Raw genomic sequence first — 25,589 nt, forward strand, 5'->3', positions numbered from 1 at the left:
GCACACATATAAGTAGCGGTTACTATATCTTTTTATAGAAAAACTTTTTGGTTGGAGGCTAAGGATGTTTACTGAGAAGAGATTACCATTTGAAGTAGGAAAACAAGACAATTTTTATGATAAGTTGAATGAGTGGATTGGAGATGTGTTTTACGACATCCTTCCGGAAAAAGGTTTTGAAGAGCGTGATGAACAAATTTTTATGGCGTTTCAATTAGAGCGTGCTTTCCAAGAAAAGAAAGTTATGTTCGCAGAAGCGGGTGTAGGAACAGGGAAAACTATTGTATATCTTCTATATGCAATTTGCTATGCGCGTTATACTGGAAAACCAGCTATAATTGCTTGTGCAGATGAAACGTTAATTGAGCAGCTTGTGAAAGAAGAAGGAGACATTGCGAAATTATCTGAAGCGTTAGGCTTATCTGTAGATGTAAGACTTGCGAAATCAATGGATAATTATTTATGTTTACGTAAGCTTGAAGATGTTATGAGTGGACGAGCTCCAGAAGTAATTGAAGACGTATATTATGAATTACCACAATTCGTATTTGATCATGGTACGATGCAAAACTTTACTCACTATGGTGACCGAAAAGAATTTCCACTATTAAATGACGAAGAATGGTCAAAAGTAAATTGGGATTACTTCCAAGATTGCTTCACTTGTGATTCTCGTCATCGTTGCGGTCAAACTCTTTCACGTGAACATTATCGTAAAGCAGCAGATTTAATTATTTGTTCTCAAGATTTTTATATGGATCATATTTGGACGTACGATGCTCGAAAGCGTGAAGGACAAATTCCATTATTACCAGAAAGTAGTTGTGTTGTATTCGATGAAGGACATCTTGTAGAATATGCAGCTCAAAAAGCTTTAACATATCGTTTAAAGCAAACGATGATGGAGCAACTTTTAACGAGATTATTACAAAACGATATTCGTGAAGAGTTTGCACATTTAGTAGAAGAAACAATTTGGCAAACAGAGCGATTCTTTGATGTGTTACAAGAAAACAAAAAAGAAATTGCCGGTTCTGATCGTTTAGAAATTACTGTGACAGAAAAAGTAACAGCTGAAGCAAAACGACTTTATGCGAAAATTGGTGAAGTCGGTGATGCGTTAGTATTTGAAAGTGAAATGCATACAGTAAATACGTATGATTTAAATATCGTTGATGAACATTTAGATGTATTAGAACATTCACTTCGTCTATTCATGCATGAGAAAAATGTAATTACATGGGGTGAAGAAGGTGATGGAGCCTTCACGTTAGTAATTATGCCACGTGCAGTTGAAGAAGTATTACAAGAGAAAGTATTCTCGAAGAAAATCCCGTATATCTTCTCATCTGCTACATTATCTAATAACGATTCATTCGCATTTACAGCAAATAGCCTAGGGGTAAAAGATTACTTATCATTCTCAGTTGCCTCACCATTTGATTATGAAGAGCAAATGGCAGTAAACTTACTATCACATACGAAAGAAAATGAGTGGGAAAGAAAGTGTCAATATACACTTGAAAATATACAGAAAACAAACGGACGTACACTTGTATTATTCCGTACAACGCAAGAACTTGCAGCGTTTAAAGAATATGTAAGTAAAGAACAAATGTCAGTTCCGTTCTTATATGAAGGGGATCAAGAAATTAGTCAGCTCGTTTCTCGTTTCCAAAATGAAGAAGAGACTGTACTTTGTGCCGTTCATTTATGGGAAGGTTTAGATATTCCTGGTTCATCATTATCACATGTTATCATTTGGTCATTACCATTCCCTCCAAACGATCCTGTGTTTGAGGCGAAGCGTAAACATGTAAATGATCCATTCTGGGATGTAGATGTACCGTATATGATTTTACGTCTTCGTCAAGGGATTGGCCGTTTAATTCGTACGAGCGACGATAAAGGTGCTATATCAATCTTCTTATCTGATACAGAAGATGAGAAAGTGATAGAAGCGGTGAAAAACGTACTACCAGTAGAAGGTAAAGAATTATAAGGAGAAAGCTTGGCGCTTGCCAAGCTTTTTTTCTATTATAAAAGGAAATTAGATTTTCATGTCGAATTAAGTTTGAGGTAGAAAAAGGAGGTTTTTATACAATGACAGTAGCTACATATGAAGTAGAAAAACAATTTTTAACATACGTGAAGAAGATACAAAATTACGGAGAAGCATTAAGCTTAATGTTTTGGGACTTGAGAACAGGGGCGCCTAAAAAAGGTGTAGACCAGCGTTCAGAAGTAATTGGCATGCTTTCATCAGAAGTATTTGCCATGTCGACTTCAGATGAGATGGGGAACTATTTAACAGAGCTTGAAGCTTTAATACGTGAAGATAAACTTTCTGAAACGTCGAAGAAAATGGTTGAAGAGTGTCGGAAAGAATATGATAGAAATAAGAAAATTCCACAAGCGGAATACGAAGCGTATGTGAAATTAGAAGCGAAAGCAGAGAGTGTGTGGGAAGAAGCTCGTGAAAAATCTGATTTCGAAATGTTCCGCCCGTACTTAGAAAAAATTGTTGAATTTAAAAAGAAATTTATTACATATTGGGGTTACGAAACATATAAATACAATACATTATTAGACATGTATGAGCCAGGTATTACAGTAGAAGTTTTAGATCACGTATTTGGTCAACTTCGTGAGCGCATCGTGCCGCTTGTAAAAGAAATCTCTGAGTCTAAAAAAGGATTAAAAACAAGTGCTTTATCGGAAAAATTTTCAAAAGAAAAACAAAAGAACTTTACATTAGAACTATTAAAGCAATTGAATTATGACTTTGAAGCAGGCCGTCTTGATGAAACAGTACATCCATTCGAGATTACATTAAATAGAGGGGATGTTCGTATTACGACACGCTATGACGAAAAGGATTTCCGCATGGCTGTGTTTGGAACAATTCATGAATGTGGTCATGCTGTATATGAACAAAATATTGCAGAGAAATTTGAAGGTACACCGTTATGTAGTGGAACATCTATGGGTATTCATGAGTCACAATCGTTATTCTTTGAGAACTTTATCGGCCGTAATAAATCATTCTGGAAGAAAAATTATGATTTATTAAAAGAGTATAGCAATGGTCAATTTGATGATATGTCAGTCGATGAATTTTATGATGCAATTAACGAATCGAAGCCGTCATTCATTCGTATAGAAGCAGATGAGCTTACATACCCGCTTCATGTTATGGTGCGTTATGAATTAGAGAAAGAATTATTTGATGGTACATTACAAGTGAAGGACTTACCAGCAGCTTGGAATGATAAGATGGAAGCATATTTAGGAATTCGTCCGGAAAATGATGCGCAAGGTGTATTGCAAGATGTTCACTGGGCTGGTGGCTCATTTGGATACTTCCCATCTTATGCGCTTGGTTACATGTATGCAGCGCAATTTAAGCAAAGAATGTTAAAAGACATTCCGAACTTTGATGCATTATTAGAAGAAGGAAACGTAACACCAATTCGTGAATGGTTAACAGAACATATTCACCAATATGGTAAAACGAAAAAGCCACTTGAAATTTTAGAAGATGTAACAGGCGAAGGCTTAAATGCAAACTACTTAGCCGATTATTTAGAAACGAAATATAAAGAGATTTATGAGTTGTAAAAAAAGAGCTGCTTAATTGCAGCTCTTTTTATTAAAGGGGATGAGAGAATGGGGTATACATATACAGTAATGAAGCAAGAAGAAGCGGAGGAAATCGCGTATAACTGGCATTATGAAGGGGAATATTCTTTTTACGATATAGAGGCAGATGAAGAAGATTTAGATGAGTTTTTACATGATGAGAGTAGAGGGAATCATACATTTTCTGTGAAGGAAAATGGCATTCTCATTGGTTTTTTTACTGTTTGTAAAATGAATGATAGAACGGTTGAGATAGGACTTGGAATGAGGCCTGATATAACTGGAAATGGATTTGGTTTACAGTTCGTGAATGCTGGACTAGCTTTTAGTGAAGAAAAATACGGGTGCAATTATATAACACTATCAGTAGCGACATTTAATGAGAGAGCGATAAAAGTGTATAAAAGGGTGGGGTTTGAAGCGATTGGAACGTTTATACAGAAAACAAATGGTAGTTATTTTGAGTTTTTGAAAATGAACTATATATGTAAACGTGATTAAGAAACAGAGGATCTTCTGTTTTTTTATTTTGATTTAGAAATATATGATACATATTTTTTTACTTGTTGTAATTGAGGGTTTTGAAATTTTGGTAGAGGGTGTGTATGATAGAAGTTTAGTAGCAAATAGTAGGTTTAGCAAGGAAAGGTAGAGGTAGTATGATTACAATTAAAACGAAAAATGAAATAGATTTGATGCATGAATCTGGAAAATTACTTGCTTCATGTCATAAAGAAATTGCGAAAATGATAAAGCCAGGTATAACGACACAAGAGATTGATACGTTTGTTGAAATGTATTTAAAAAAGCATGGTGCCACATCTGAACAGAAAGGTTACAACGGGTATCCATATGCGATATGTGCATCTGTAAACGATGAAATGTGTCATGCGTTTCCGGCCGATGTTCCTTTAACTGAGGGTAATATTGTAACAATTGACACGGTAGTAAACTTAAATGGGGGGCTTTCAGATTCTGCTTGGACGTATAGAGTTGGAAAAGTTTCTGATGAAGCAGAAAAGTTGTTGTTAGTAGCTGAGAATGCTTTGTATAAAGGGATTGATCAGGCGGTAATTGGTAATCATGTAGGAGACATTGGCTATGCAATTGAAAGTTATGTAACAAATGAAGGTTTTTCTGTCGCAAGAGACTTTACGGGACATGGGATTGGTAAAGAGATTCATGAAGAACCAGCAATTTTTCATTTTGGGAAACAAGGACAAGGACCTCAGTTACAAGAAGGAATGGTAATTACAATTGAACCGATTGTAAATATAGGTATGCGATATTCTAAAGTAGATTTAAATGGGTGGACTGCACGAACGATGGACGGGAAATTATCAGCTCAATATGAGCATACAATTGCGATTACAAAAGATGGGCCAATCATTTTAACGAAGGTGTAATTGGGAATGAAAGAGTTTGCAAAACTCGAACAAAGATAGTGGTTTTTAAAAATTTGTACGTGTTTTTTTGATAAATGCTTTTCAAAGCATAAAAAGTACGTTATAATCCTTCTATAAAATAAATAGTTAGCTACACTCATATAATCGCGGGGATATGGCCTGCAAGTTTCTACCGAAGTACCGTAAATACTTTGACTATGAGTGAGGACGAATATAATTGCTTGTTTAGCATTCTTTTTTTGCGAAACTCCAAAAGCGCGTCTCTCACTTGTAACGAGTGGTGGCGGCTTTTGGAGTTTTTTTATTGCATAAGAGGGGGAACAAACATGAAAGTATTACAAGAAAAGATTTTGAACGAAGGAAAGGTTTTATCTGGTGACGTATTAAAGGTAGATGCTTTTTTAAATCATCAAATTGATCCAGTACTTATGCAAGAAATCGGAAAAGAATTTGCTAAACGTTTTAAAGAAGAGAACATTACAAAAATCGTGACGATTGAATCTTCAGGCATTGCACCAGCAGTTATGGCTGCATTAGAGCTTGGTGTAAAAGTAATTTTTGCACGAAAACGTAAATCGTTAACGTTACAAGATAATATGTACGTTGCAAACGTATATTCATTTACAAAACAAGAAACAAATGAAATTTCATTATCTCGAAATCATATCGATGAAAATGATCGTGTATTAATCATCGATGACTTTTTAGCAAATGGTCAGGCTGCTTTAGGTTTAATGAGTTTAGTAGAGCAAGCCGGAGCGAGTATTGCAGGAATTGGAATTGTTATTGAAAAAGCATTTCAAGATGGAGGAAAGAAGCTTCGTGAACAAGGCGTTCGTGTTGAATCACTAGCAGAAATTGCATCACTTGATAACGGCACAGTTACATTTGTACAGCAAGAAACTGCGGAGGTGAAATAAACGATGAAGCAGCATCCATTTAAAATTGCATCGCTTGGTATGCAGCATATGCTTGCAATGTATGCTGGAGCAATTATCGTTCCGCTTATTGTGGGCGGTGGACTTGGTTTAAATCAAAAAGAGTTAACATATTTAGTCTCAATTGATTTATTAATGTGCGGCGTTGCGACAATTTTACAAGCATTATCAAATCGCTTTTTCGGTATAGGACTTCCCGTTGTACTTGGTTGTACATTTACAGCCGTTGGACCGATGATTGCGATTGGAAAACAATACGGTGTGTCTTCAATTTATGGAGCAATTATTGCAGCTGGGTTATTCGTTGTTATTTTTGCGAAATTATTTGGAAAACTTGTAAAACTATTTCCACCTGTTGTAACAGGATCTGTCGTTACAGTAATTGGAGTTACACTTGTTCCAGCTGCTATTAATGATATGGCTGGCGGAGTAGGAAGCAAAGATTTCGGAAGTCTTGAAAACTTAGCGTTAGCATTTGGAGTGTTATTATTTATCATCATTATGTATCGTTTCTTTGATGGATTTATCCGTTCCATTTCTATTCTATTAGGTTTGTTGTTCGGTACTATCGTTGCAGCGTTTATGGGGAAAGTAAGCTTGCAAGCAGTTGGAGAAGCAGATTGGTTCCATGGTATTCAGCCATTTTACTTCGGTACACCAACATTTGAATTGACGCCAATTATTACGATGATTTTAGTTGCTTGCGTAGGGATTGTAGAAGCAACGGGTGTATACTTTGCATTATCTGATATTTGCAATAAAAAAATCGGTGAAAAAGAATTAACAAAAGGCTATCGCGCAGAAGGATTAGCGATGGTGTTAGGTGGCATTTTCAACGCGTTCCCATATACAACATACTCTCAAAACGTAGGACTTGTTCAATTAACTGGAGTAAGAAATCGCGTTATTATTTATACTTGCGGTGGTATGTTAATCGTTCTTGGATTTATTCCAAAAATTGCAGCTATTACAACAATCATTCCGAAATCAGTACTGGGCGGTGCGATGTTAGCAATGTTCGGTATGGTAATGGCATATGGTATTAAAATGTTAAGTAGCGTTGATTTTGGTAAACAAGAAAACTTATTAATCGTTGCATGTTCTGTCGGAATTGGGCTTGGCGTAACAGTCGTTCCTACATTATTTTCACAACTTCCAGAAAGCATTCGTATTTTAACAGATAACGGAATTGTACTTGGAAGTGCGTCAGCAGTACTTTTAAATATCGTATTTAATATGGTGCCACAGCGCAAAGTGAAAGTAGAAGAAGAGCCAGTATCTATGCAAAGTGCAGTAAGAGAAGCGTGAAAAAGCAAGGTCTCGTTATGAGACCTTGCTTTTCTTTTTAAGTGGCATTATTTTCCCGTACGTACCAAGACGCCAAATGTACTCAAGTGGCCCGTATTGGTAATGTGAAAGCCACCAGCGGCTAATAAAGATTTGTAACGTGTAGAAACTAATGCAGAATATTGGTCCAACCCATAATGGAGCAGGATAATAATTTTTAAGGAATAGACCAAATACAAGTAATGTAACAATTGTATGCGAGATGTAATTTGTTAATGCCATTCGTCCAACGTATTGGAATGGACGTAATAACGTTTGCCATTTTTCTTTTTGTAATAAACGCATTAGCGTGAAAATGTAGAATATGAATAACGTTTTTCCGCTAAACATTGTAAAGACCTGCATATAAATTGGTTCATAAAATGGTTTTGATAAGAAGTAACGGACCATGAAGAACCACATTGGTAATGTTAAAAGGAACATAATAATTTGCCATTTTTTAAGTTTTAGATCTAACTCTTTCGTGCGGCGGAAAATATCCTTTTTGCCGGCGTATAAACCAAGCAAAAATAGCCCAACTGTTTCTGGAAGCATAAGTAAATTTAATCCAATTCCATCAGCGTAAAATGCATGGAAACGATTTTGTATTTGTGACAGCCAATCTTCTAATGGCATGATAGGTAAGGAAAAACCTAGCTCTTCCTTTGGTACCAATGCAACTGTAATACCAGCCATTAGCATAATGAATTGAAAAATACTCAATAAAACGATAGCCCATATTAAAATAGTCCGAGGTTCTCTCTTATAAAATAAAAATAAGAAAAATCCAGCAATCGCATAAGTATGTAAAATGTCTCCGTCCCATAAAAGAACGTAATGTAAGAAACCGAATAATAATAAAATAAGTAAGCGGCGAACAAATAAAATTTTCGGATGATCTGTTTTCGCTTCAGCACGACTCATAAAAATATAAAAACCTAATCCGAATAAAAACGAAAAAATTGTATAAAATTTCGTTTGAATAAACATATCGTAAAATAGGCGAATGTAGCTGTCTATCCCTTCATAAATTCCTGAAACATCACGTGAGTCAACTCCGGCGATAACAGGCCAATTCACAAGAAAAATACCTAGTACAGCTATTCCTCTAATAATGTCAATGGAGTGTATCCTCTCGCCTTGTGTGAGATTTTGTGTCATTTTTTTCCTCCTTGTTAAGTAATTCCCTTTTATTATACAAAATGTAAGATGGAGGGGATAGGGGATATTTCCATTTTTTTAAACTGTTAAGTTATGTAGGATGAGATATAATAAGAGTGCACAACAAGTTTTAACCTTTTTCAAAACAGGCAGTAAAGCTCCTTCTTATAAGGGGCTTTCTTTATGAAAAGTGTTGATAATGATTCTCTTTAATGATAAAATGTATTTAAAAGTGATAATCATTATCAAAAAAAGGTTGGTGCATCAGTATGGTATATGCATTAGTAGCAGGTACAGTCGCTGTATATGCAGTTATTGCGAAGTATGTTTTAAATGGAGTAGGAACAGCAAAATGAGTGATATGACATAAAATCCCTTTCATTTGTAAAAAGAATGAAAGGGATTTTTTATTTTTAATGAGAATATGCTGAAAATTTAGTATGATAGTAAAGTGAAACTGTAATCAATGGGTAGGTGTAACTCTCACTGGTTATGAGCTCGCAATTAGCGGGAAAAAGTATATACATCTTGGATAAAGGGGAACAAGGGGATGACAAACATAGTACAGACAAACGGTATGAAAAAACTTGTTTGTTTTTATGAAGAGTGGCAAAAACACGGCGATGCAGAGAATAGTTTAAAGTTGTTTGAGGTGATTCAAAAATATAAACAAGAACAGCTTATGATAGCGTTCTGTGGTCACTTCTCTGCAGGGAAATCAACGATGATGAATCATCTATATAAAGCGCAGCTGTTACCAACAAGTCCAATTCCGACAAGCGCTAACGTTGTCAAAATTGAAAAAGGAATGGATCGTGTTGTTGTAACGGTTAAATCTGGAGAACAGTACGAGTATGACGGTGCATATTCAGCTGAAGAATTAAAACAAATTTGTAAAGATGGTGATGAGGTAATTGGTGTTCACATTTATCGGAATGATGCGCCAATTCCTGAAGGTGTTATGTTAGTAGATACACCAGGGATTGACTCAACAGATGATGCCCATCAATTAGCGACAGAATCAACGCTACATCTAGCAGACGTAATTTTTTATATGATGGATTATAATCACGTCCAATCGGAAGTGAATTTGCAATTTGTTAAAGAATTGAAACAACGTAATAAAACGGTTTATCTCGTTGTCAATCAAATAGATAAACATAAAGAAAATGAATTGTCGTTTGAGAATTATAAAGATAGTGTAAAGCAATCGTTCTCTAACTGGGATATTGAAGTAGATGGAGTATATTATACGTCATTACGAATGATGAACCATCCACATAATGAAATTGGAAGCTTAGAAACGTTAATTACATCTATCATGAAAGAAAAAGAGCGGTATGTAAGAGAGGGAATGGAGAGAGAAACAGAATATTTAATGGGGGAACATTTCTCGTTTATTCTTTCTGAAAATGAAAAAGCTCTTTTGAAATATGAGAAAGAGTTAGCATCACCGCTTTCTATTTCAGAGATAGTTGAAAAGAAAGCGGAGCTAATGGAAACGAAACGTCGCGAGGCTAGTAAAGAGTCTCATGTGAGAAATGAATTTATAAAAGGCCTACAAGCTATATTAGATAACGCGTATTTAATGCCATTTGAAATGAGAGAATTGGCAAATGCGTACTTAGAAACGAAATTAACAAAGTTTAAAGTCGGTTTGCTATTTGCGAAAGGAAAGACGGAGCAAGAAAAACAAAGGCGTGTAGAGGCGTTTTATTCTGCCCTTCAAAAGACTGTTGAAACGCAGCTTGATTTTCATGTGAAGGAATTTATTGTAGCCTTCTTAAAAGAAGAAGGATTGTTCACGGAGGAAATTGGGAAAGACATATATGGGTTAGAAATTGCTTTCGGACCAGAAATGTTGGCTGAGGTAATTAAACAAGGCGCAGGTTTCACAGGTGATTACTTACTTCTTTATACAGCGGATGTAGCGAATGAACTAAAGAAGCGTTATTTTATAAAAGCACAGCAAATTTTTGATAAAAGTGCGGTCGTTTTAAAGCAAAAGGTGAGGGAAGCAGTTGCTCGTATTGAAGAAGAGATTGAAACATATACGATGTTGCAAACGGCGAAAGAAACACAATTACAATACAATAACAATTTGGCGGCATATGAAGACTATTTACGAAATGTTTGGCACGATCATGTTGCTACGCCTGAAGGTTTGCAAATAGATGAGATATTGCAAAGGGAAAAGCAAATTGTTAGTGAGAAATTTACACTACAAGAGCAGGAAATCGTAAACGATAACGTAGCGATTCATGAAGAAGAGCTGAAAGGAACGGCGGCTTTAAATATTCAGCGGATATTAGAGAAAGTGAAAAAAGCTGAAACGATATTAGAGCCATTGCCAGCGCTGAAACATGTACAGCAAGAGGTAATAGAGAAAAGAAGACGTGTAGAAACAAAACAATTTACAGTAGCGTTATTCGGGGCATTTAGTGCTGGAAAATCATCATTTGCCAATGCCTTACTCGGTGAGAAAGTACTTCCTGTATCACCAAACCCGACGACGGCAACGATTAATCAAATTTTGCCGGTTACAGAGGAAAAACCACATGGAACAGTAATTGTTCAGTTTAAATCAAAGCAAGCGTTATTAGAAGATATGAAAGCTGTTTATAAGCTGTTTCATTATGAGATTGCTACGTTAGATGAAGCGTTAGCACAAATTGATAAAGTTATGAAATATCCTTCACCAACTGGGAAGCAAAAAACAACATTTAGCTTTTTACGAGCGGTACAAAAAGGGTATGATGCAGTTTCTACTTATTTAGGAGAACAAGTACAAGTTACATTAGAAGAGTTCTCTGATTATGTAGCGAATGAAGAGAAATCATGCTTCGTTGAGTATATGGAACTTTATTATGATTGTGCTTTAACAAGGCAGGGAGTAGCGCTTGTAGACACACCTGGAGCGGATTCTATCAATGCTCGCCATACGGATGTTGCATTTCAGTATATTAAAAACGCAGATGCTATTTTATTTGTAACATATTATAACCATGTATTCTCTCGTGCTGACCGTGAATTTTTAATTCAGCTTGGTCGTGTAAAGGATACTTTTGCCCTTGATAAAATGTTCTTCTTAATTAATGCTGCGGATTTAGCAGAGTCTGAAGAAGAACTTGAAATGGTAAAAGGTTATATCGCAGATCAGCTACTGCAATACGGTATTAGAAATCCGCGTTTATTTGCAATTTCAAGTTTATGTGCGCTTGAAGAGAAACAAGGAAAGAATGTTGAAAAAGAGAAGTATGGTATTTTACAAAACTCTGGGATTACTAAGTTTGAGGAATCATTTACGTCCTTTATGATGAGAGATTTAATGCTTGTTTCTGTGCATGCTCTATATGGTGCGTTGCAAGGGGCAGATCAGCTTTTAGTAAACATGATAAAGGGTGCAAAGCAGGGGAATGAAGAGAAAGAGAAGCAAACGAAAAAATATGAAGCAGAGCGTGATCAACTACTTCATATCATTTCTTCATATAGTGTACTTGCTGAAGAACAGGCGATGCAAAATGAAGTGAAAGAGTTGCTTTATTACGTGCAACAGCGTCTATTCCTCCGCTATAATGATGTGTTTACTGAATTTATTAATCCGGCATCACTTCGAACGGATGGAAATGTGAAAACACAATTGCAACAGTGTGTTATGGAATTAGTAGCATTTATTCAGCATGATTTATTACAAGAAATGCGTGCGACATCATTACGCCTTGAAAAATGGATAGACGAAGCGATGAAGCGTGCAAAGGATGAAATTGTAGTGAACTGTAAAGTAGAAAATGAATCAATTTCTATGAATGGAACAGTGGAGTATGAATACAAAGATATTACACATAAAGAACCGTTCCCTTCAGTTGAAATAAAAGATTTCAAAAAAGCACTGGCACATTTTAAAAATGAGAAAAGCTTTTTTGAAAAGAATGACAAAGCTTTTATGCAAGAAGACGCTAAATCTGTATTAGAACCGCTCGTATCAAACTATGTAGCTGATGAAAAACATTTATTTGTTCATCATTATAAGCAAGAGTGGGATATGAAGTGGAATTTATTCCAAAAAGTGATGCAGCAAGATGTGATGAACTATTATGAAAGTATATTGTTTGCATTGGCTGAAACGATCGATGTATCTCTATATGAACAAAGTAAAGAACAATTGCAAAAGCAGTTAGTAGAGATTGAAAAAGAAATTTATGTTATATAGTCGTTATGAGAAAAAGATTCGTTCAATTTTCTTTTGAAGTACAGTATCTAAAGATTTTACAAATCCAGCAAATTCATCGGTAGAAATCATATGAGTAAGAACGAGTCGTCTGCCATCTGGTGTTTCACCGCATAAGACGAATGAAGAAAATTCATATGTTTTGTTTTCAACTACTAATTTTGGATAGGAATACGTGTCGCTTTTCTTCTTCTTTCCATCAATAGAGATGACGTTGCATTTTTTCTCATTGTTGTCCATGGTGAATCCCTCCTTTCTATTATTTATGGTAGACAAGGAGGGTTTAGAACAATAGAGAAGGGGGAATTTTTTATGTCTGTTGTAATAGAACGTATTCCAAAAGAGGCTATACCGAAGGCTTTATTGTTACTTGCGGATCCAAGTGAACGGCAAATAGCTACGTATGTACAAAGAGGATTAACATACGTAGCTAAGCAGGGGGGAGCGTTATCGGTGTATATGTTCTTTTGGAAACAAGGCCAAAGACGATGGAAATCATGAATATTGCGGTTGCAGAGCATTTGCAAGGAAAAGGGATTGGGAAGAAGCTATTAAGGCATGCTGTAGAAACTGCTAAAGGATATGGTATGTCAAAACTTGAAGTTGGTACAGGCAATTCTAGTGTTTCACAACTTGCTTTATATCAAAAATGTGGATTTCGTATTTTTTCTATTGATTTTGATTACTTTTCGAAGCATTATGAAGAAGAGATTATTGAAAATGGGATTGTATGTCGTGATATGATCCGGCTTGCAATGGAATTGAATAAAAACGTATAACTATTTAGGGGGAAGAGAAGATGGAAGTACATAAAGCAATTACAGCACATTCTCGTAAACAAAATGAAAGTGTAAAAGCATGTTTACAATTAGATGCACAGCGTGAAGCAGCTATTGAAGCTGCCGTATCTCTTGCGTCAAATGGGAAAGAATTTTCGGTTGATGTCATTAATGTTGTAACGAAGCAGATTAATGATCTTGCAAAAAATGGTGTTACCTTGCAGCGTAAATATGTTACAGAAGAAATGGTTATGGAGTATGTAAGTCGTTTGAAAGAGAAAGAAGGTCGTTAAAGATGATAGTTACAGTCGAATGGTTACGTGAGCATATAGAAGATGAGAATGTCCGTATAATCGATTGTCGTTTTGATTTAGCGAATCCTAATTGGGGTAGAGAAAAGTATGAAGAAGGACATATTCCTCATGCGTTATATTTTGATTTGAATTTAGATTTATCAAGTCCTATAGCAGAACATGGTGGCCGCCATCCTTTACCAAATATTGAGGAGTTTGCAGACAAGCTTTCGAAGGCTGGTATTGATGAACATACGACAGTAATTGCGTATGACAGTCAAGCCTGTGCAAATGCTGCTCGTTTATGGTGGTTATGTAACTATGTAGGACATGAGAAAGTATATATATTAGATGGTGGTTTCCAGGCTTGGAAAGAGAATGGACTACCGACAACAGCGGAAATTCCTATTGCTATACGAAAAACATTCAAAGCTAATATACAAGATCATATGCTTGTAACGATGGAAACGGTCAGAGAGAATATCCGTGCAGGTGCGGATGTTACATTAATTGATTCAAGAGAGCCCAAACGTTATGCTGGTGTAGAGGAACTTGTCGATCATAAAGCAGGACATATTCCAACAGCGGTAAACCATTTTTGGAAGGATGGAATGTTGCAATCAGGACAATTTAAGAATAAAGCTGGGCAACAAGAACGATTCCAAAATCTGTCGAAAGATAAGGAAACCATTGTATATTGTGGTTCTGGTGTTACGGCATGTCCAAATATCGTCGCATTAAAATTGGCTGGATTCCAAAATGTTAAATTGTATGCAGGTAGCTGGAGTGATTGGATCTCTTATCCAGAAAATCAAATTGCAAAAGAAGAAGATTAATCACTTGCATGCAAAAATAATTTGTATTAAAATAAGGTCACAAGCAAGAGATTGCTCGAAAAACTTTGTATTTTACACATTGGAAACAATGTGATAATATAACGACAAGTAAATAATACATCCTGCGGTGTGCGTAACTTATTTATGTCTAAAACCGATGTTAGTTATACGGAAGCTCAATATTTAGCGACCATCATCAAGCCTTCCTTGTGGAGGAAGATGTACGGTAACTGTGAGGGCATCCACCTGCGAGTAGCGGGTTTTTGGACATTTACGAGGAGCGGCACGTGCGGGGGTCTTATTTCAACTAACCTTATATAAAATTCCTACGGTGTACGTAGCTTATGCATGTCTTAAACCAATAAGTTTAATATGGAAGTTCAATATTTAAATGTAGCTAACATGCCATCTTTTTAAGAAGGAAGTTACAAACATTTGTGAGGGCATCCACCTGTGAGAGCAGGTTTATGGACATCTAGAGAGAACGGCATATGTGGGGCTATATAAAAACCTTACGTTTTATACGTAAGGTTTTTTTGTTGCATAGATATATTAATATTATCTTGATTCACCTGTGAAGTTTCCGTAATAAATGTAGCACTTTCTGTCTTCATCAATCTCTCTTGAATCCAAGGAGAATTCCATAGAAATGCCGTCTCGCTGAATATATATAATATCTGAATGAAGAGATGGTAAAATTTCTTCGTAGTTCCATACATCTTGACTATCTACTAAGCTTGAACTTGTTTCACTTAGTTCTCTAATTTCAAAACCGATGTGGGAGTATGTAGGGTCTGAAGGGTCATTGGCGAAAACTTCTTTTTGAATATAAATAACTGCTGTTCCGTCTGGGTCAACCGAAGTTGCAGTAACAACATAAGTATTTTTCTCTTTAATAAAATATTCACAAGTCATGCGTGCGATAATTTCAGAATTAGAAATATTGGCGTAGTTCCATAAAGCAGGATACCCTTTCGTTTCATCATTAAGTCGATATTCTAAGCGCATTTTATACCTCTTCTTCCTTTTTCTTCTACTTTATCATGCCATCCTATATAATAGGAATAGAATTTAAAAAGGGGAGTGCGAAGGTGACAAAAACGAAATGGCTAGTAGGTGGTGTCGTAACGTCTTTAATGACTGGCACTTTATTTGGTTGCGCACAAGATCTTCCCCCAAAACCGAATGATAATAGTTGTTCTGATTGGGATTGGGATGATGAACTTGGGGTATGGCAGTGTGATGATAGTAGTTCAGGTTATCGTGGGCATTATTTCTATGGTGGGCGATACTATCAAAATAAATCCACTTTTAAAAATTCATCGGCGTTTAAATCGTATCAATCGTCTACTGAATTTAAAGGTGGAATTGGAAGCGGTTCAAAGGGAGGATTTGGGGGCTAAAATATGTCGCAATACATAACGGATCGAAAAGAATTTTATTTAAAATATCCGAATTTTTGGTCGGATTTATATGAATGTGAGTATAGTTTGTTTCATGTTTTTTCTATAACAAATCAGACTTTGGACCAATTACACTTAGCGACTGAACGAATGGGCAAAATATTTTTTAAGACTGCTAGACTGCTACGTAATCTAAGTGACGAACAGCTTCTAGATCTTGGCTTTCCATCCCCGAGTTTATCATTCATTAGAATGAAAGGGCTTTATCCTGAATCTGTAATTTCGCGATTTGATTTTGCTGTAACAGAGGATAACAAAATCAAAATGCTTGAGTTTAATAGTGATACACCAACTTTTATTGTGGAATGTTTTCAAATGAATGGGAAAGTATGTGAAAATCTAGGCTATGATGATCCAAACTCGGATCAAGAACGATTGCTATCTTCTGGTGTAACGAAAGCAGTAATGGAAGCGACAAAGGGATTAGATAATCCAAATGTTGTTTTTACAGCACATCATGAACATATCGAGGATTGGAATACCACTATGTATTTAAGTCAGCTATGCCATGTTGAAAATAAAGTAGTGCCAATGTCAGAACTTAGAATTACAAAAGATGCTCTAGTTGATAAAGATGGGGCGAAGATTGATGTTTTATATCGCCAAACATATCCGATAGAAGATTTAATTGAGGATCAAGATCCTGAAACAGGAGATTTGGTAGGTGTGGAACTGCTGCAACTTGTAAAAGCCGGAAAGCTTTTTATAATAAATCCTTTTTCAGCATTTTTACTTCAGCCAAAATCAATTCAGTGTCTTATTTGGGGGTTAGCAGAAGAAGAGGTCTTTTATACAAACGAGGAACAACAGTGGATTAAAGAATATATGTTACCTACATATTTAGAACCAGATTTATTTTTAGGAAAAGGTTCTTTCGTTCAAAAACCTTCATTTGGTAGAGAAGGAGATACAATTACGATTCGCGATAAGGATGAAAATATTATGCTTCAAAATGCACATCAAACGTATAAAACTGCACTGCCGATATTTCAAAAGTATACAGAACTGCCAGTCGTATCCTTGGAAACAGAAAAAGGGATGGAGAAACTGTCCTATGTGTTTGGTTCTTTTTTAATTGCTGGAAAAGCGAGTAGTATCGGTATTCGCGCGGGAGAAAAGATTACAGGAAATGAATCGTACTATTTACCGCTAGGTATAAAAAGGAGGGGGAAAAATGATTAATTTTTTATTATATTTAGCAGTAACACTTGGACTTTTATGTATTGGTCTGTTCTTGATGGAAGTGACAACGAAAGTTAAGGAATTTAAGTTAATGGCTCAAGGTAATAAGGCGGTAAGCTATGTGCTTGGAGGGCGATTACTTGGGTTAGCTATCGTTTTATATTCGACAGCAGCTAATTCAATTTCACTTCTTGATATGATTTCGTGGGGAGCAGTTGGGATTTTGGCTCAAATTATCGTCTTTTATTTAGCTGAGTGGCTTACACCACGCTTTAATATAAACAAAAGTCTCGAAGAAGATAATCAAGCAGTCGGTCTTTTTCTTATGTTTTTATCGCTTTCAATTGGGATTGTAATCGCTGGTTGTATAACTTATTAAAAACTTTACGTTTAAACGTAAAGTTTTTTATTTTATCCCGCTATTTGCCGGGCAGCCCGATTGGTGAGGGCTAATAATCAGTGGCGGATGAACAAAACCCCCACTGATTAAAGTTTCACTTTATATACGTTAGTTTGCCATACCATTTGAAAAAATTGTAGGCTACGGTTGACATCTATTTTAAATAAGAGTAACATTTTCAATGTAATGAAAATAAGTCTCTGTTAGGTGAGGCTCCTGTATAGAGAAATGCTACTGCCCAAAAATGTCGAGAGACGCCAATGGGTCAACAGGAATGATCGAATTAAGGTTTTTCTTAACGTAGCTGGTAATGTACCTATGCTATACAGTGCTAAAACTCGGTGAGGGAGAGGTCCGTAGATTTCTAATTATATTAGAAATCGTTTATTTGTGTATGTAATGGCCGCTACTCTCTTAAGGGTAGGGGTCTTTTTTGTTACCAAGCTATGAGTAATTTCATATTATAAACTATAAAATTAAACGAGGAGGTGAGGAGCATGTCAAATTCTGACTCGGTTCCGTTACCCATATACTTCAAATCAAAAATATATGATGTAGGCAGGAAACGATTTGTTCCTCCCTCTATATTTATCACAATATAGCGTTTATAAAGCGCGAGACACTTTCACAGTAAAGTGGATAAATTGAGAAACAAAGCGTTTCTTCCTATGTTGTAAAGGAGGAGACGATAATATGTTATATGCAAACAAAACTGTGGGTAACACGTCATATAAACTAAGTAAAAAATCAATAAAAGAACAAACAATGCTCCAAAAAAATAAAGATTTATTAATTGAAATTGCAACAAGAGATGTAAAATCTGTATTTGCATATTTTAAAACAACAAGAGACGGACTATCAATGAAAGAGGCACAAAAACGTATTCAAGTATATGGCCGAAATGAACTAACTTCAAAAAGAGCACTTCTTGCAGAAGTAATGATGAAGCTAGGTGGCATGATTCCAGGTTTTTCAAAACAACGTGTGTGTGATGAATTACAACGTGAAACGATTACTGTATCTAGAGTAGAATGTTCTAGTAGTACAGGGCTAAATAGTGAACTGAAAATGATGGAGATACCTGTGCAAGAACTTGTACCTGGAGATATGATTTTTCTTTCGGCTGGAGATGCTGTGCCAGCTGATGTACGTATTATTTATGCAGATGATTTATTAGTGAATGAGTCTGTATTAACGGGAAACGAAGCGAATATAGAGAAGTTTGAGAGCTGCTATCACCTTGAACGTAAACGGTTTATTCCATTAAAACGGATGAAAGATTATAATCCACTTGAGCTTGAAAATGTATGTTTTAAAGGTTCGCATATCGTTAGTGGAAATGCAAAAGCTATCGTTGTTTCTACTGGAAAAAATACGTATTCAGGCATCTTGCATACTTGTTGTAGTAGAACGTCTTAATGTGTTAATGATGCTAAATATACAAAAACAATGTATAATAGACAAAGTTGAGCAAAAACGTAGAATGGTAATCTATTTATATAACCTTACGTGATAACGTAAGGTTATTATTTTTTTAATAGGAGAGGAATTATGAAAAAAGTATTATTAGTTGATGGTATGGCACTATTATTTCGTGCTTTTTACGCAACAAGTGTCTACGGACAATTTATGAAAAGACAAGATGGAACCCCTACGAACGGGATTCATGGTTATATGAAACACTTATTAACAGCTACGCAAGCGATCGAACCAACACATATCGTTACATGCTGGGATATGGGAAGTACGACATTTAGAACAGAATCGTTCTCGAATTATAAAGCAAATCGTGCAGCGCCACCAGAAGAATTAATTCCTCAATTTGATTTAGTGCAAGAAATGACTGCAAAATTATCCATTCCAGTTATCGGTATGAAAGGCTACGAAGCCGATGATTGTATCGGTACGCTTGCAAAACAATATTGCAATGAAGCTGAAGTTTATATTTTAACAGGTGATACGGATTTACTTCAACTTGTTGATAAGAGCGTTACAGTCATGCTTCTGCGTAAAGGAATTGGAAATTACGAATATTACACACCGGAGAAAATCATGGAAGAAAAAGGTGTAGAGCCGTGGCAAATCGTCCATGCAAAAGCTTTCATGGGAGATACAAGTGATAATTATCCAGGGGTAAAAGGTATCGGTGAAAAAACAGCGTATAAGCTTATTCAAGAGCACGGAACAGTATCCGCTGTACTAGAAAATGTAGAATCATTAACAAAAGCGCAGCGTACGAAGATTGAAAGTGATTTAGAGAACTTAAATATTTCGTTACAATTAGCCCAAATTCACTGTGAAGTTCCAATTTCATGTTCACTAGAAGAAGGATTACACACAATGGATGAAGAAAAACTTAGATTTGTTTGTGAAGAAATGAATTGGGGAAGACCTGAAATATTAATAAATATGCTATAAATAGTTTGGGAAGAGGGATGTTGCATAAGTCGAACTTTGACTTGGTGACACCTTCTTTTTGTTTTTGTAAACAGTATTATAATAAATAAAATTATGTCGAACTCAATTTTAAATATATAAATATTTCGACAAGATATAATGATAAAAGTTGATGAAAATAATAACTTTTATCATGAAGTGAATTAATTTCAACATAGTTTTAGATAATCATTTTTTCGTGTTCACAAAGTTGTCAGAAAATAAACGAGATTTTCATATGAAGTTCAAATAGAATTCACAACAATCAATTATTATAAGAACACACAGATAATTCTTTATCTTTTATATAAACCATCCCCCAAGGAGGACAATGAAAATGAGAAAAAAGTGAGAAAATCTTTTAAACAATTATTAATTGAAAATAAACAATCACTATTAAATAATAAAGAAAATATGAAAGAAATTGAAGAGAGAATTGAGAAACGACATGTAGCATATAGTGGTGCCAGTAATTAAATAAAATAAAAAAGATAGCCTATGTAGGCTATCTTTTTTATTTTATATTGAAAAAACGCTATTCAGCTCTTTAATTTTGTAAATATGCAAGATATTTTTATAGCGTTTTTCTATCAATATTACTCATTTTTCGAGGTTGAAATTGGTATATACCAATTTTTGAGATTTTCTATTCAAAATATTACAAAAAATGTTACAATACACTCAAATTTATACTATAAAATCATTTTAATATGAAAAATTGGAATGAAAAGAAAGGAGAGGAATATGAATAAAGATGTCGCTTTGAAATGATTATTATCATTTCATTAGGAGTTGATGTAAAAAGATGAAAAGATACGAAGAATTGGACTCTATAAGAGGGATTTCTTCATTAGTAGTAATGATTGGTCATCATTTAATGATTTTTTCAGCATTTCAAAATTACAGTTATGAAGATAATAAACCATTTGTTGTGTATCTATTAAAAGAAACGCCTGCTCGTCTAATTTTTAGTAGTGGTAACGAATCAGTTATTATCTTTTTTGTTTTGAGCGGATTTGTTTTGTATGAATCTATTCAAAAAAACTATAGTAGCTATGGGTCATACCTTTTAAAACGTATATGCAGAATATATATTCCTTATATTGTGGCAATAATTATAGCTATTGTATGCCAGATTACAATTAGTGAATATGGTATTTCTTATTTAAGTGAATGGTTTAATCGCTCATGGACGATTGAAAGTTCTTCAAGCTTAATCGCACAACATATTTTATTGGTTGGGAAATATAATACAGATGCATATAACGGTGTGATTTGGTCACTTGTCCATGAAATGCGAATATCAATAATTTTCCCGTTAATTTTGATGATTTGCTTACGAAAAACGTTAAGGTGTTCATTACTATTATTGTTTAGTTTTAGTATATGTTCTGTCGTAATATTATTTTTGTTTCGCTCGGGCTTAACATTAACAAGCTATGCATTAACATTGCATTACACAGTACTGTTTTTACTAGGAGCACTAGTTGCGAAGTATAAAAATAATTTAATAGTTTTTTATAGTAATTGTACTAAAAACACGAAAATTGCATGGTTTTTATTTGCGATTTTACTTTTTATGTATGAAGGGCTTATAGGAGAAATTAAAGTGCTCAATAATTTTATATTTCGAGACTACGTAGTGGCGATAAGTGCATGTTTATTTGTCATATTAAGTTTGTCAATATCAACTTTGTCGTCCTTGCTACATAATAAATATTTGTTATATTTGGGGAAGATTTCTTACAGTCTTTATTTATACCATATTATATCGTTGTTTTCCCTTATATACATGCTCCATGAAATATTCCCGTTGCCTATTATTTTAATTTTTTCACTTGTTTTTTCGTTTATACTTGCAATGCTTTCGTATGTATATGTAGAAAAATTTGCATTCGGAGTCGGAAAGTATGTAACAAAACAAGTGGATAGAAGAGAGAAAGGGTTATCTGTAAAGAGTGAATTGCAGGATGTTATTCAGAAAAGGGCGGTGAAATAATTGAAGCAAGAAATGAGTATAAAAGATTTTCGACAATTACTGAAAAGAAGATTCGTAACGATTATTTTAACGATGTGTTGTTTAACCGCTTCTTTAGTTCTTATCTCTATGTATGTTTTAAAGCCGTCATATCAATATTCAACGCAAATTCTTGTTGGGAATTTAGATGAGTTTAATAAGGAAAATTCAACAAATAAAACACAAGAAAATAAGCAACTAGTAACATCGTATGTTGATATTTTAAAAAGCCCATTAATTATTTCAACAGTCAAAAAAACTTTGAAATTAGAGCAATCAAGTTATGAATTAGCACAAAAAATCTCGGTTGTGAATACGGACAACTCACAAATTGTAACTGTTACAGTAAAAGATTCCAATCCGAAAATCGTGAAAGACATTGTAAAGACATTGGCAGAGCAATCACAAAAAAGCTTTCAACAGTACACAAATGTACAAGGGGTGAAAGTATTAACTGATCCTGAGTTACAGGAACAGGCTGAAAAATTGTTTCCGAAATTTCAACTGATCATTCCTATTTCTTTAATTGTTAGTTTTTTTGTTGGGATAGGTTTAGCTGTATTTCGAGATTATTTTGATGAACGTATATACACGGAACAGGATTTAGAGAAAATAACAACAGTCTCTGTTATTGGTCACATAAATATGGAACCAAATAGAAAAAAGAAACCTACAGAGGTTGATAAAAAATCATCTATATATCGAGGTGAACATGTCGATGTTTAGGACAAATAAGCAGCTGCCATTCAATTTGCATGATGATCTGATGAAAGAGCAGTTTTATACGGTGTATCACGAGCTGAAAAAATCCGGAAAACAACTGTTCACAGTTAGTTCAACGAAGGACAGAGGTGTTGTTGCCTCGCTTATAGTAAATATGGGTCTAGTGTTTGCGGAAATGAAAAAAAGGTGTTACTTATTGATGTGAATTTTTCTGACCCTAAACTACATGTATTATTACAAAGTGATCACATGATAACAGTAAACGATATAATAAGCTCTTCCTCCTGCAATTATGAATCTTTTTCTAGTAATTTGTCTAATTACTTATATTGTATTCCTGCAAAAAAAACAGTACATACAGGGACGCCTTTAGTTGCTATGGATGAATTTGATAATGCGATTGCTAAGTGGAAAGAAGATTTTGATTACATTTTCGTTTATTCTTCTGAAGTATTTGAACTTCCTGCTACGCACATTATTGCAGGGAAATGCGATGGAGTGGTTTTAGCAGTTAAAAAGCAAAAAGATTCATTACGTACAGTGCAAAAAGTAATAGCGGATATAAATAGGAAAGAATGTGAATTAATAGGTATAATTTTATATTCTTGAATGTGGGGGTAACGATCCATGATTCGTGAAACAAATCAAGCCAAGTTGTATACGATTCCGGCTCAAGAAAAGCCTAGCATATTGAATCGAAGTGTAAAACGCTTGTTTGATATTATATTTTCAATCATATTGTTACTATTAACAATACCAATTATGTTGTTCTTTTGTATTATGATTACCTTAGAAACATCAGGGGCTCCAATATACTTTCAAGAACGTTTAGGTATAAACGGGAAGAAGTTTAATGTATTTAAATTAAGGTCGATGGTAAAGGATGCTGAAATGAACGGACCACAATGGGCAAAAGAAAATGATCAAAGAATTACAAAAGTTGGATTGTTTATAAGAAAAACGAGAATTGATGAATTACCGCAACTTTTAAACATTTTAAGAGGAGATATGTCTTTTGTAGGCCCTAGACCAGAGAGAGAGTTTTTTTATAATGAGTTTGATGCGTATATTCCAGAATTTAAGGAACGTTTAATAGTAAAACCAGGCTTAACAGGATGGGCACAAATAAATGGAGGGTATAATCTTGATCCAAAGGAAAAGTTGAGGCTGGACATGGAGTATATTGAAATGAAAACATTTCGGATGGACATCCGTATTTTATGTAAAACCGTTTTAATTGTATTGAACGGTAATGGTGCAAGATAAATATATATGTAAACAAACAACATATGTAAGTAGGTTACTTGCAAAGGAGAACTTGTATGGGTAGATCTATTCTAAGCAATATTATCCATCTATTTTATAGTACGATTTTAGCTAACCTTCTTCAGGCCGTCAGTTTAATTGTTTTAGCAAACTTTTTTAACGCACAACATTATGGGATGTTTAGTGTTGCCATAGCAGTGACGTTTGTTATGTTATTTTTTACAGACTTAGGACTTAGTAATACGTTTCTTCGAGAAGGGGCAAAGGATGGAGCAGATTTAGAGCAGATTTTATCATCGTATATAAAAATAAGGATGATTCTACTTATTTTTATTTCTATCATCGGTTATATTGCTATTCATTATATGTATGCGGATAAAAATTTAATTTATATGATGATAAACGTAATGTTTTTCATGTTAATAGGATTAACTTGGCAAAACATAGGGATTGCCTATTTTCAACTGACGGAACGTATGAAGTATATAGCGCTCATAAAAGTTGTATCAGCATCAGTTGTCATTATAATTACATGTTTTTGTATTTTCGGAGAGTTACCGGTGTATGTAACAGCTCGCTTATATGCTTTTGGGTATATGATTGGTGGTTTATTCAGTATATATATCATGAGAAGAAAGACGAAAATGAATATGAAAGTCGTAATTCATAAAGCGTTATTTTGGCAATTAACTCCCTTTATTATTAGCGGTTTTTTAATAATGAGTACGCCACAATTAGCGCCTATCTTGCTTAACTATACATTGCCATTAAGTATGGTAGGTGTTTTTGCAGTGGCGTACCGGATGCCGGCAGCTTTATATCAAGTACCAGGGGTAATTGCAGGTGCATTTTTTCCGGTGCTCTTTAAGCATTATAACCAGAATAATATAGAAGAGCATACGAAATTAAATTTACTTCAAATTAAATCAATGGCGATTGTAGGAATATGTATGACGATCGGTTTATATCATTTAGCACCATACTTTATTTCTATATTTTTTCATGAAGAATGGAGGAATGCAGTAGAACCACTCCAAATATTATCATTTCTTATTGTGCTACAAAGTTTAAATATTGCCATTGCTGACGGTTTAACGACGAGTGGTTGTCAAAATAAGAGGACTGTTGTGCAGTGTGTAGCATTGGTGATAGGTGGGGTTATGCTTTATAGCTTTAGTAGTCTTGGTGGAGTGATAGGAGCGGCATACGCTATGGTTTTATTTGAAATAGTCGCTTTAGTGGGATATATAGCGGTAAGTGTAGTGAAGAAAAAATTGTATTCCAAATTGTAATACCGTATACAATTTATTTTGGTGTAACCTTTATTGGAGTGCAATATATATTGCATACATATCATTTAATTGCGCTTGTTCTTAATATACTAATTGTAGTAGCTGCCATATTCCTATATGATTATGAGCTAAAAAAACTTCTTCTTTCTTTTATAAGAAAAATACGCAAAAAGGATTATATTACGAAACAGGGGATATAGC

The 25,589-nt window shown here is 34.7% G+C and carries 21 protein-coding genes, 2 other RNA genes, 3 pseudogenes and 2 riboswitches; of the genes and pseudogenes, 23 read left to right on the top strand and 3 right to left on the bottom strand.

Annotation, left to right across the window (positions count from 1 at the left end):
• The first annotated feature begins 64 nt into the window (after positions 1-64).
• The 6 genes from N2V80_RS07875 (at position 65) to pbuX (ending at position 7,294) form a co-directional block, all read left to right on the top strand.
• Positions 65-2,002 carry an ATP-dependent DNA helicase gene (locus N2V80_RS07875; protein ID WP_000493698.1) on the top strand — a complete coding sequence of 646 codons (1,938 nt, stop codon included), beginning with the start codon at positions 65-67 and terminating at the stop codon, positions 2,000-2,002.
• Between the two features lie 101 nt (positions 2,003-2,103).
• Positions 2,104-3,621: a carboxypeptidase gene (gene ypwA, locus N2V80_RS07880; protein WP_061654661.1), complete on the top strand. Its 1,518-nt coding sequence runs from the start codon at positions 2,104-2,106 to the stop codon at positions 3,619-3,621.
• Between the two features lie 48 nt (positions 3,622-3,669).
• Positions 3,670-4,143 (top strand): GNAT family N-acetyltransferase, encoded by a 474-nt coding sequence (locus N2V80_RS07885; protein WP_061654662.1) that lies wholly within the window; start codon positions 3,670-3,672, stop codon positions 4,141-4,143.
• A 158-nt stretch (positions 4,144-4,301) separates the two neighbouring features.
• Positions 4,302-5,048 (top strand): type I methionyl aminopeptidase, encoded by a 747-nt coding sequence (locus N2V80_RS07890; RefSeq protein WP_061654663.1) that lies wholly within the window; start codon positions 4,302-4,304, stop codon positions 5,046-5,048.
• 116 nt (positions 5,049-5,164) lie between these two features.
• A riboswitch (purine riboswitch) is annotated at positions 5,165-5,266 on the top strand.
• A 108-nt stretch (positions 5,267-5,374) separates the two neighbouring features.
• Positions 5,375-5,968 (top strand): xanthine phosphoribosyltransferase, encoded by a 594-nt coding sequence (locus tag N2V80_RS07895; protein WP_000866483.1) that lies wholly within the window; start codon positions 5,375-5,377, stop codon positions 5,966-5,968.
• A gap of 3 nt (positions 5,969-5,971) precedes the next feature.
• Complete coding sequence (gene pbuX, locus N2V80_RS07900; protein ID WP_000809223.1) at positions 5,972-7,294, top strand: xanthine permease PbuX; 1,323 nt, start codon at positions 5,972-5,974, stop codon at positions 7,292-7,294.
• Between the two features lie 15 nt (positions 7,295-7,309).
• Here pbuX and N2V80_RS07905 read toward each other — a convergent pair whose 3' ends face one another.
• On the bottom strand, positions 7,310-8,473 hold the full coding sequence (locus N2V80_RS07905) for a DUF418 domain-containing protein (RefSeq protein WP_061654664.1): 1,164 nt from the start codon (positions 8,471-8,473) through the stop codon (positions 7,310-7,312).
• A gap of 550 nt (positions 8,474-9,023) precedes the next feature.
• On the opposite strand from N2V80_RS07905, the gene N2V80_RS07910 reads away from it, so the two are divergent.
• Positions 9,024-12,683: a dynamin family protein gene (locus tag N2V80_RS07910; RefSeq protein WP_061654665.1), complete on the top strand. Its 3,660-nt coding sequence runs from the start codon at positions 9,024-9,026 to the stop codon at positions 12,681-12,683.
• A gap of 3 nt (positions 12,684-12,686) precedes the next feature.
• Here the strand turns inward: N2V80_RS07910 and N2V80_RS07915 are convergent, their stop codons facing one another.
• Positions 12,687-12,941, bottom strand: a complete 255-nt coding sequence (locus N2V80_RS07915) for a DUF3931 domain-containing protein (RefSeq protein WP_000369740.1) — start codon at positions 12,939-12,941, stop codon at positions 12,687-12,689.
• Between the two features lie 72 nt (positions 12,942-13,013).
• Here N2V80_RS07915 and N2V80_RS07920 point away from each other — a divergent pair.
• From N2V80_RS07920 to ssrS (N2V80_RS07940), 5 genes and pseudogenes are all read left to right on the top strand, one after another.
• Positions 13,014-13,480 (top strand): annotated as a pseudogene (locus N2V80_RS07920) (GNAT family N-acetyltransferase).
• 20 nt (positions 13,481-13,500) lie between these two features.
• Positions 13,501-13,773 (top strand): YpbS family protein, encoded by a 273-nt coding sequence (locus N2V80_RS07925; protein ID WP_000451818.1) that lies wholly within the window; start codon positions 13,501-13,503, stop codon positions 13,771-13,773.
• Between the two features lie 2 nt (positions 13,774-13,775).
• Positions 13,776-14,609 (top strand): sulfurtransferase, encoded by an 834-nt coding sequence (locus tag N2V80_RS07930; RefSeq protein WP_061654666.1) that lies wholly within the window; start codon positions 13,776-13,778, stop codon positions 14,607-14,609.
• A 116-nt stretch (positions 14,610-14,725) separates the two neighbouring features.
• Positions 14,726-14,908, top strand: a non-coding RNA gene (gene ssrS, locus N2V80_RS07935) — 6S RNA.
• A 21-nt stretch (positions 14,909-14,929) separates the two neighbouring features.
• Positions 14,930-15,113: non-coding RNA, 6S RNA (gene ssrS / locus N2V80_RS07940), on the top strand.
• A 54-nt stretch (positions 15,114-15,167) separates the two neighbouring features.
• On the opposite strand, the gene N2V80_RS07945 is transcribed toward ssrS (N2V80_RS07940), so the two are convergent.
• Positions 15,168-15,617 carry a hypothetical protein gene (locus N2V80_RS07945; protein WP_001235520.1) on the bottom strand — a complete coding sequence of 150 codons (450 nt, stop codon included), beginning with the start codon at positions 15,615-15,617 and terminating at the stop codon, positions 15,168-15,170.
• Positions 15,618-15,700: 83 nt separating this feature from the next.
• Between N2V80_RS07945 and N2V80_RS07950 the strand changes: the two genes are divergently transcribed.
• The 11 genes and pseudogenes from N2V80_RS07950 (at position 15,701) to N2V80_RS08000 (ending at position 25,588) form a co-directional block, all read left to right on the top strand.
• Complete coding sequence (locus N2V80_RS07950) at positions 15,701-16,012, top strand: hypothetical protein (RefSeq protein WP_000169031.1); 312 nt, start codon at positions 15,701-15,703, stop codon at positions 16,010-16,012.
• A 3-nt stretch (positions 16,013-16,015) separates the two neighbouring features.
• Positions 16,016-17,254, top strand: coding sequence for a glutathionylspermidine synthase family protein (locus N2V80_RS07955; RefSeq protein ID WP_061654667.1), 1,239 nt, complete (start codon positions 16,016-16,018; stop codon positions 17,252-17,254).
• A complete protein-coding gene (locus N2V80_RS07960) occupies positions 17,247-17,633 on the top strand; it encodes a DUF350 domain-containing protein (protein ID WP_000606857.1) in 387 nt (128 codons plus the stop codon). The genes N2V80_RS07955 and N2V80_RS07960 overlap by 8 nt, the downstream gene beginning before the upstream one ends.
• A 213-nt stretch (positions 17,634-17,846) precedes the next feature.
• A riboswitch (M-box (ykoK) riboswitch) is annotated at positions 17,847-18,012 on the top strand.
• Between the two features lie 335 nt (positions 18,013-18,347).
• The gene (locus tag N2V80_RS07965) at positions 18,348-19,073 is read left to right on the top strand and encodes a P-type ATPase (RefSeq protein ID WP_000964949.1); all 726 of its coding nucleotides are present in this window, start codon (positions 18,348-18,350) and stop codon (positions 19,071-19,073) included.
• A gap of 132 nt (positions 19,074-19,205) precedes the next feature.
• The gene (locus N2V80_RS07970; protein ID WP_000757075.1) at positions 19,206-20,072 is read left to right on the top strand and encodes a 5'-3' exonuclease; all 867 of its coding nucleotides are present in this window, start codon (positions 19,206-19,208) and stop codon (positions 20,070-20,072) included.
• Between the two features lie 366 nt (positions 20,073-20,438).
• Positions 20,439-20,567, top strand: coding sequence for an FbpB family small basic protein (locus N2V80_RS07975; RefSeq protein ID WP_017657088.1), 129 nt, complete (start codon positions 20,439-20,441; stop codon positions 20,565-20,567).
• A 328-nt stretch (positions 20,568-20,895) separates the two neighbouring features.
• Positions 20,896-22,089: an acyltransferase family protein gene (locus N2V80_RS07980; protein ID WP_061655918.1), complete on the top strand. Its 1,194-nt coding sequence runs from the start codon at positions 20,896-20,898 to the stop codon at positions 22,087-22,089.
• A complete protein-coding gene (locus N2V80_RS07985) occupies positions 22,090-22,833 on the top strand; it encodes a YveK family protein (RefSeq protein WP_061655917.1) in 744 nt (247 codons plus the stop codon).
• A pseudogene (locus N2V80_RS07990) lies at positions 22,820-23,439 on the top strand (CpsD/CapB family tyrosine-protein kinase). Before N2V80_RS07985 ends, N2V80_RS07990 begins: the two are co-directional and overlap by 14 nt.
• 18 nt (positions 23,440-23,457) lie before the next feature.
• Positions 23,458-24,096, top strand: a complete 639-nt coding sequence (locus N2V80_RS07995) for a sugar transferase (RefSeq protein WP_000617650.1) — start codon at positions 23,458-23,460, stop codon at positions 24,094-24,096.
• A gap of 56 nt (positions 24,097-24,152) precedes the next feature.
• Positions 24,153-25,588 (top strand): annotated as a pseudogene (locus tag N2V80_RS08000) (oligosaccharide flippase family protein).
• Position 25,589: the final 1 nt, after the last annotated feature.

The sequence above is a fragment of the Bacillus sp. FSL W8-0640 genome (assembly GCF_038007725.1).
Classification (GTDB): domain Bacteria; phylum Bacillota; class Bacilli; order Bacillales; family Bacillaceae_G; genus Bacillus_A; species Bacillus_A cereus.

Excerpts from the sequence above, each read along its gene's own strand:
- N2V80_RS07970 (WP_000757075.1), top strand. The coding sequence starts at position 19,206 with ATGAAAAAAGTATTATTAGTTGATGGTATGGCACTATTATTTCGTGCT.
- N2V80_RS07915 (WP_000369740.1), bottom strand. The coding sequence starts at position 12,941 with ATGGACAACAATGAGAAAAAATGCAACGTCATCTCTATTGATGGAAAG.
- N2V80_RS07895 (WP_000866483.1), top strand. The coding sequence starts at position 5,375 with ATGAAAGTATTACAAGAAAAGATTTTGAACGAAGGAAAGGTTTTATCT.
- N2V80_RS07930 (WP_061654666.1), top strand. The coding sequence starts at position 13,776 with ATGATAGTTACAGTCGAATGGTTACGTGAGCATATAGAAGATGAGAAT.
- N2V80_RS07910 (WP_061654665.1), top strand. The coding sequence starts at position 9,024 with ATGACAAACATAGTACAGACAAACGGTATGAAAAAACTTGTTTGTTTT.
- N2V80_RS07945 (WP_001235520.1), bottom strand. The coding sequence starts at position 15,617 with ATGCGCTTAGAATATCGACTTAATGATGAAACGAAAGGGTATCCTGCT.
- N2V80_RS07955 (WP_061654667.1), top strand. The coding sequence starts at position 16,016 with ATGTCGCAATACATAACGGATCGAAAAGAATTTTATTTAAAATATCCG.
- N2V80_RS07960 (WP_000606857.1), top strand. The coding sequence starts at position 17,247 with ATGATTAATTTTTTATTATATTTAGCAGTAACACTTGGACTTTTATGT.
- N2V80_RS07875 (WP_000493698.1), top strand. The coding sequence starts at position 65 with ATGTTTACTGAGAAGAGATTACCATTTGAAGTAGGAAAACAAGACAAT.
- N2V80_RS07980 (WP_061655918.1), top strand. The coding sequence starts at position 20,896 with ATGAAAAGATACGAAGAATTGGACTCTATAAGAGGGATTTCTTCATTA.
- ypwA (WP_061654661.1), top strand. The coding sequence starts at position 2,104 with ATGACAGTAGCTACATATGAAGTAGAAAAACAATTTTTAACATACGTG.
- N2V80_RS07965 (WP_000964949.1), top strand. The coding sequence starts at position 18,348 with ATGTTATATGCAAACAAAACTGTGGGTAACACGTCATATAAACTAAGT.
- N2V80_RS07925 (WP_000451818.1), top strand. The coding sequence starts at position 13,501 with ATGGAAGTACATAAAGCAATTACAGCACATTCTCGTAAACAAAATGAA.
- N2V80_RS07905 (WP_061654664.1), bottom strand. The coding sequence starts at position 8,473 with ATGACACAAAATCTCACACAAGGCGAGAGGATACACTCCATTGACATT.
- N2V80_RS07995 (WP_000617650.1), top strand. The coding sequence starts at position 23,458 with ATGATTCGTGAAACAAATCAAGCCAAGTTGTATACGATTCCGGCTCAA.
- N2V80_RS07885 (WP_061654662.1), top strand. The coding sequence starts at position 3,670 with ATGGGGTATACATATACAGTAATGAAGCAAGAAGAAGCGGAGGAAATC.
- N2V80_RS07890 (WP_061654663.1), top strand. The coding sequence starts at position 4,302 with ATGATTACAATTAAAACGAAAAATGAAATAGATTTGATGCATGAATCT.
- pbuX (WP_000809223.1), top strand. The coding sequence starts at position 5,972 with ATGAAGCAGCATCCATTTAAAATTGCATCGCTTGGTATGCAGCATATG.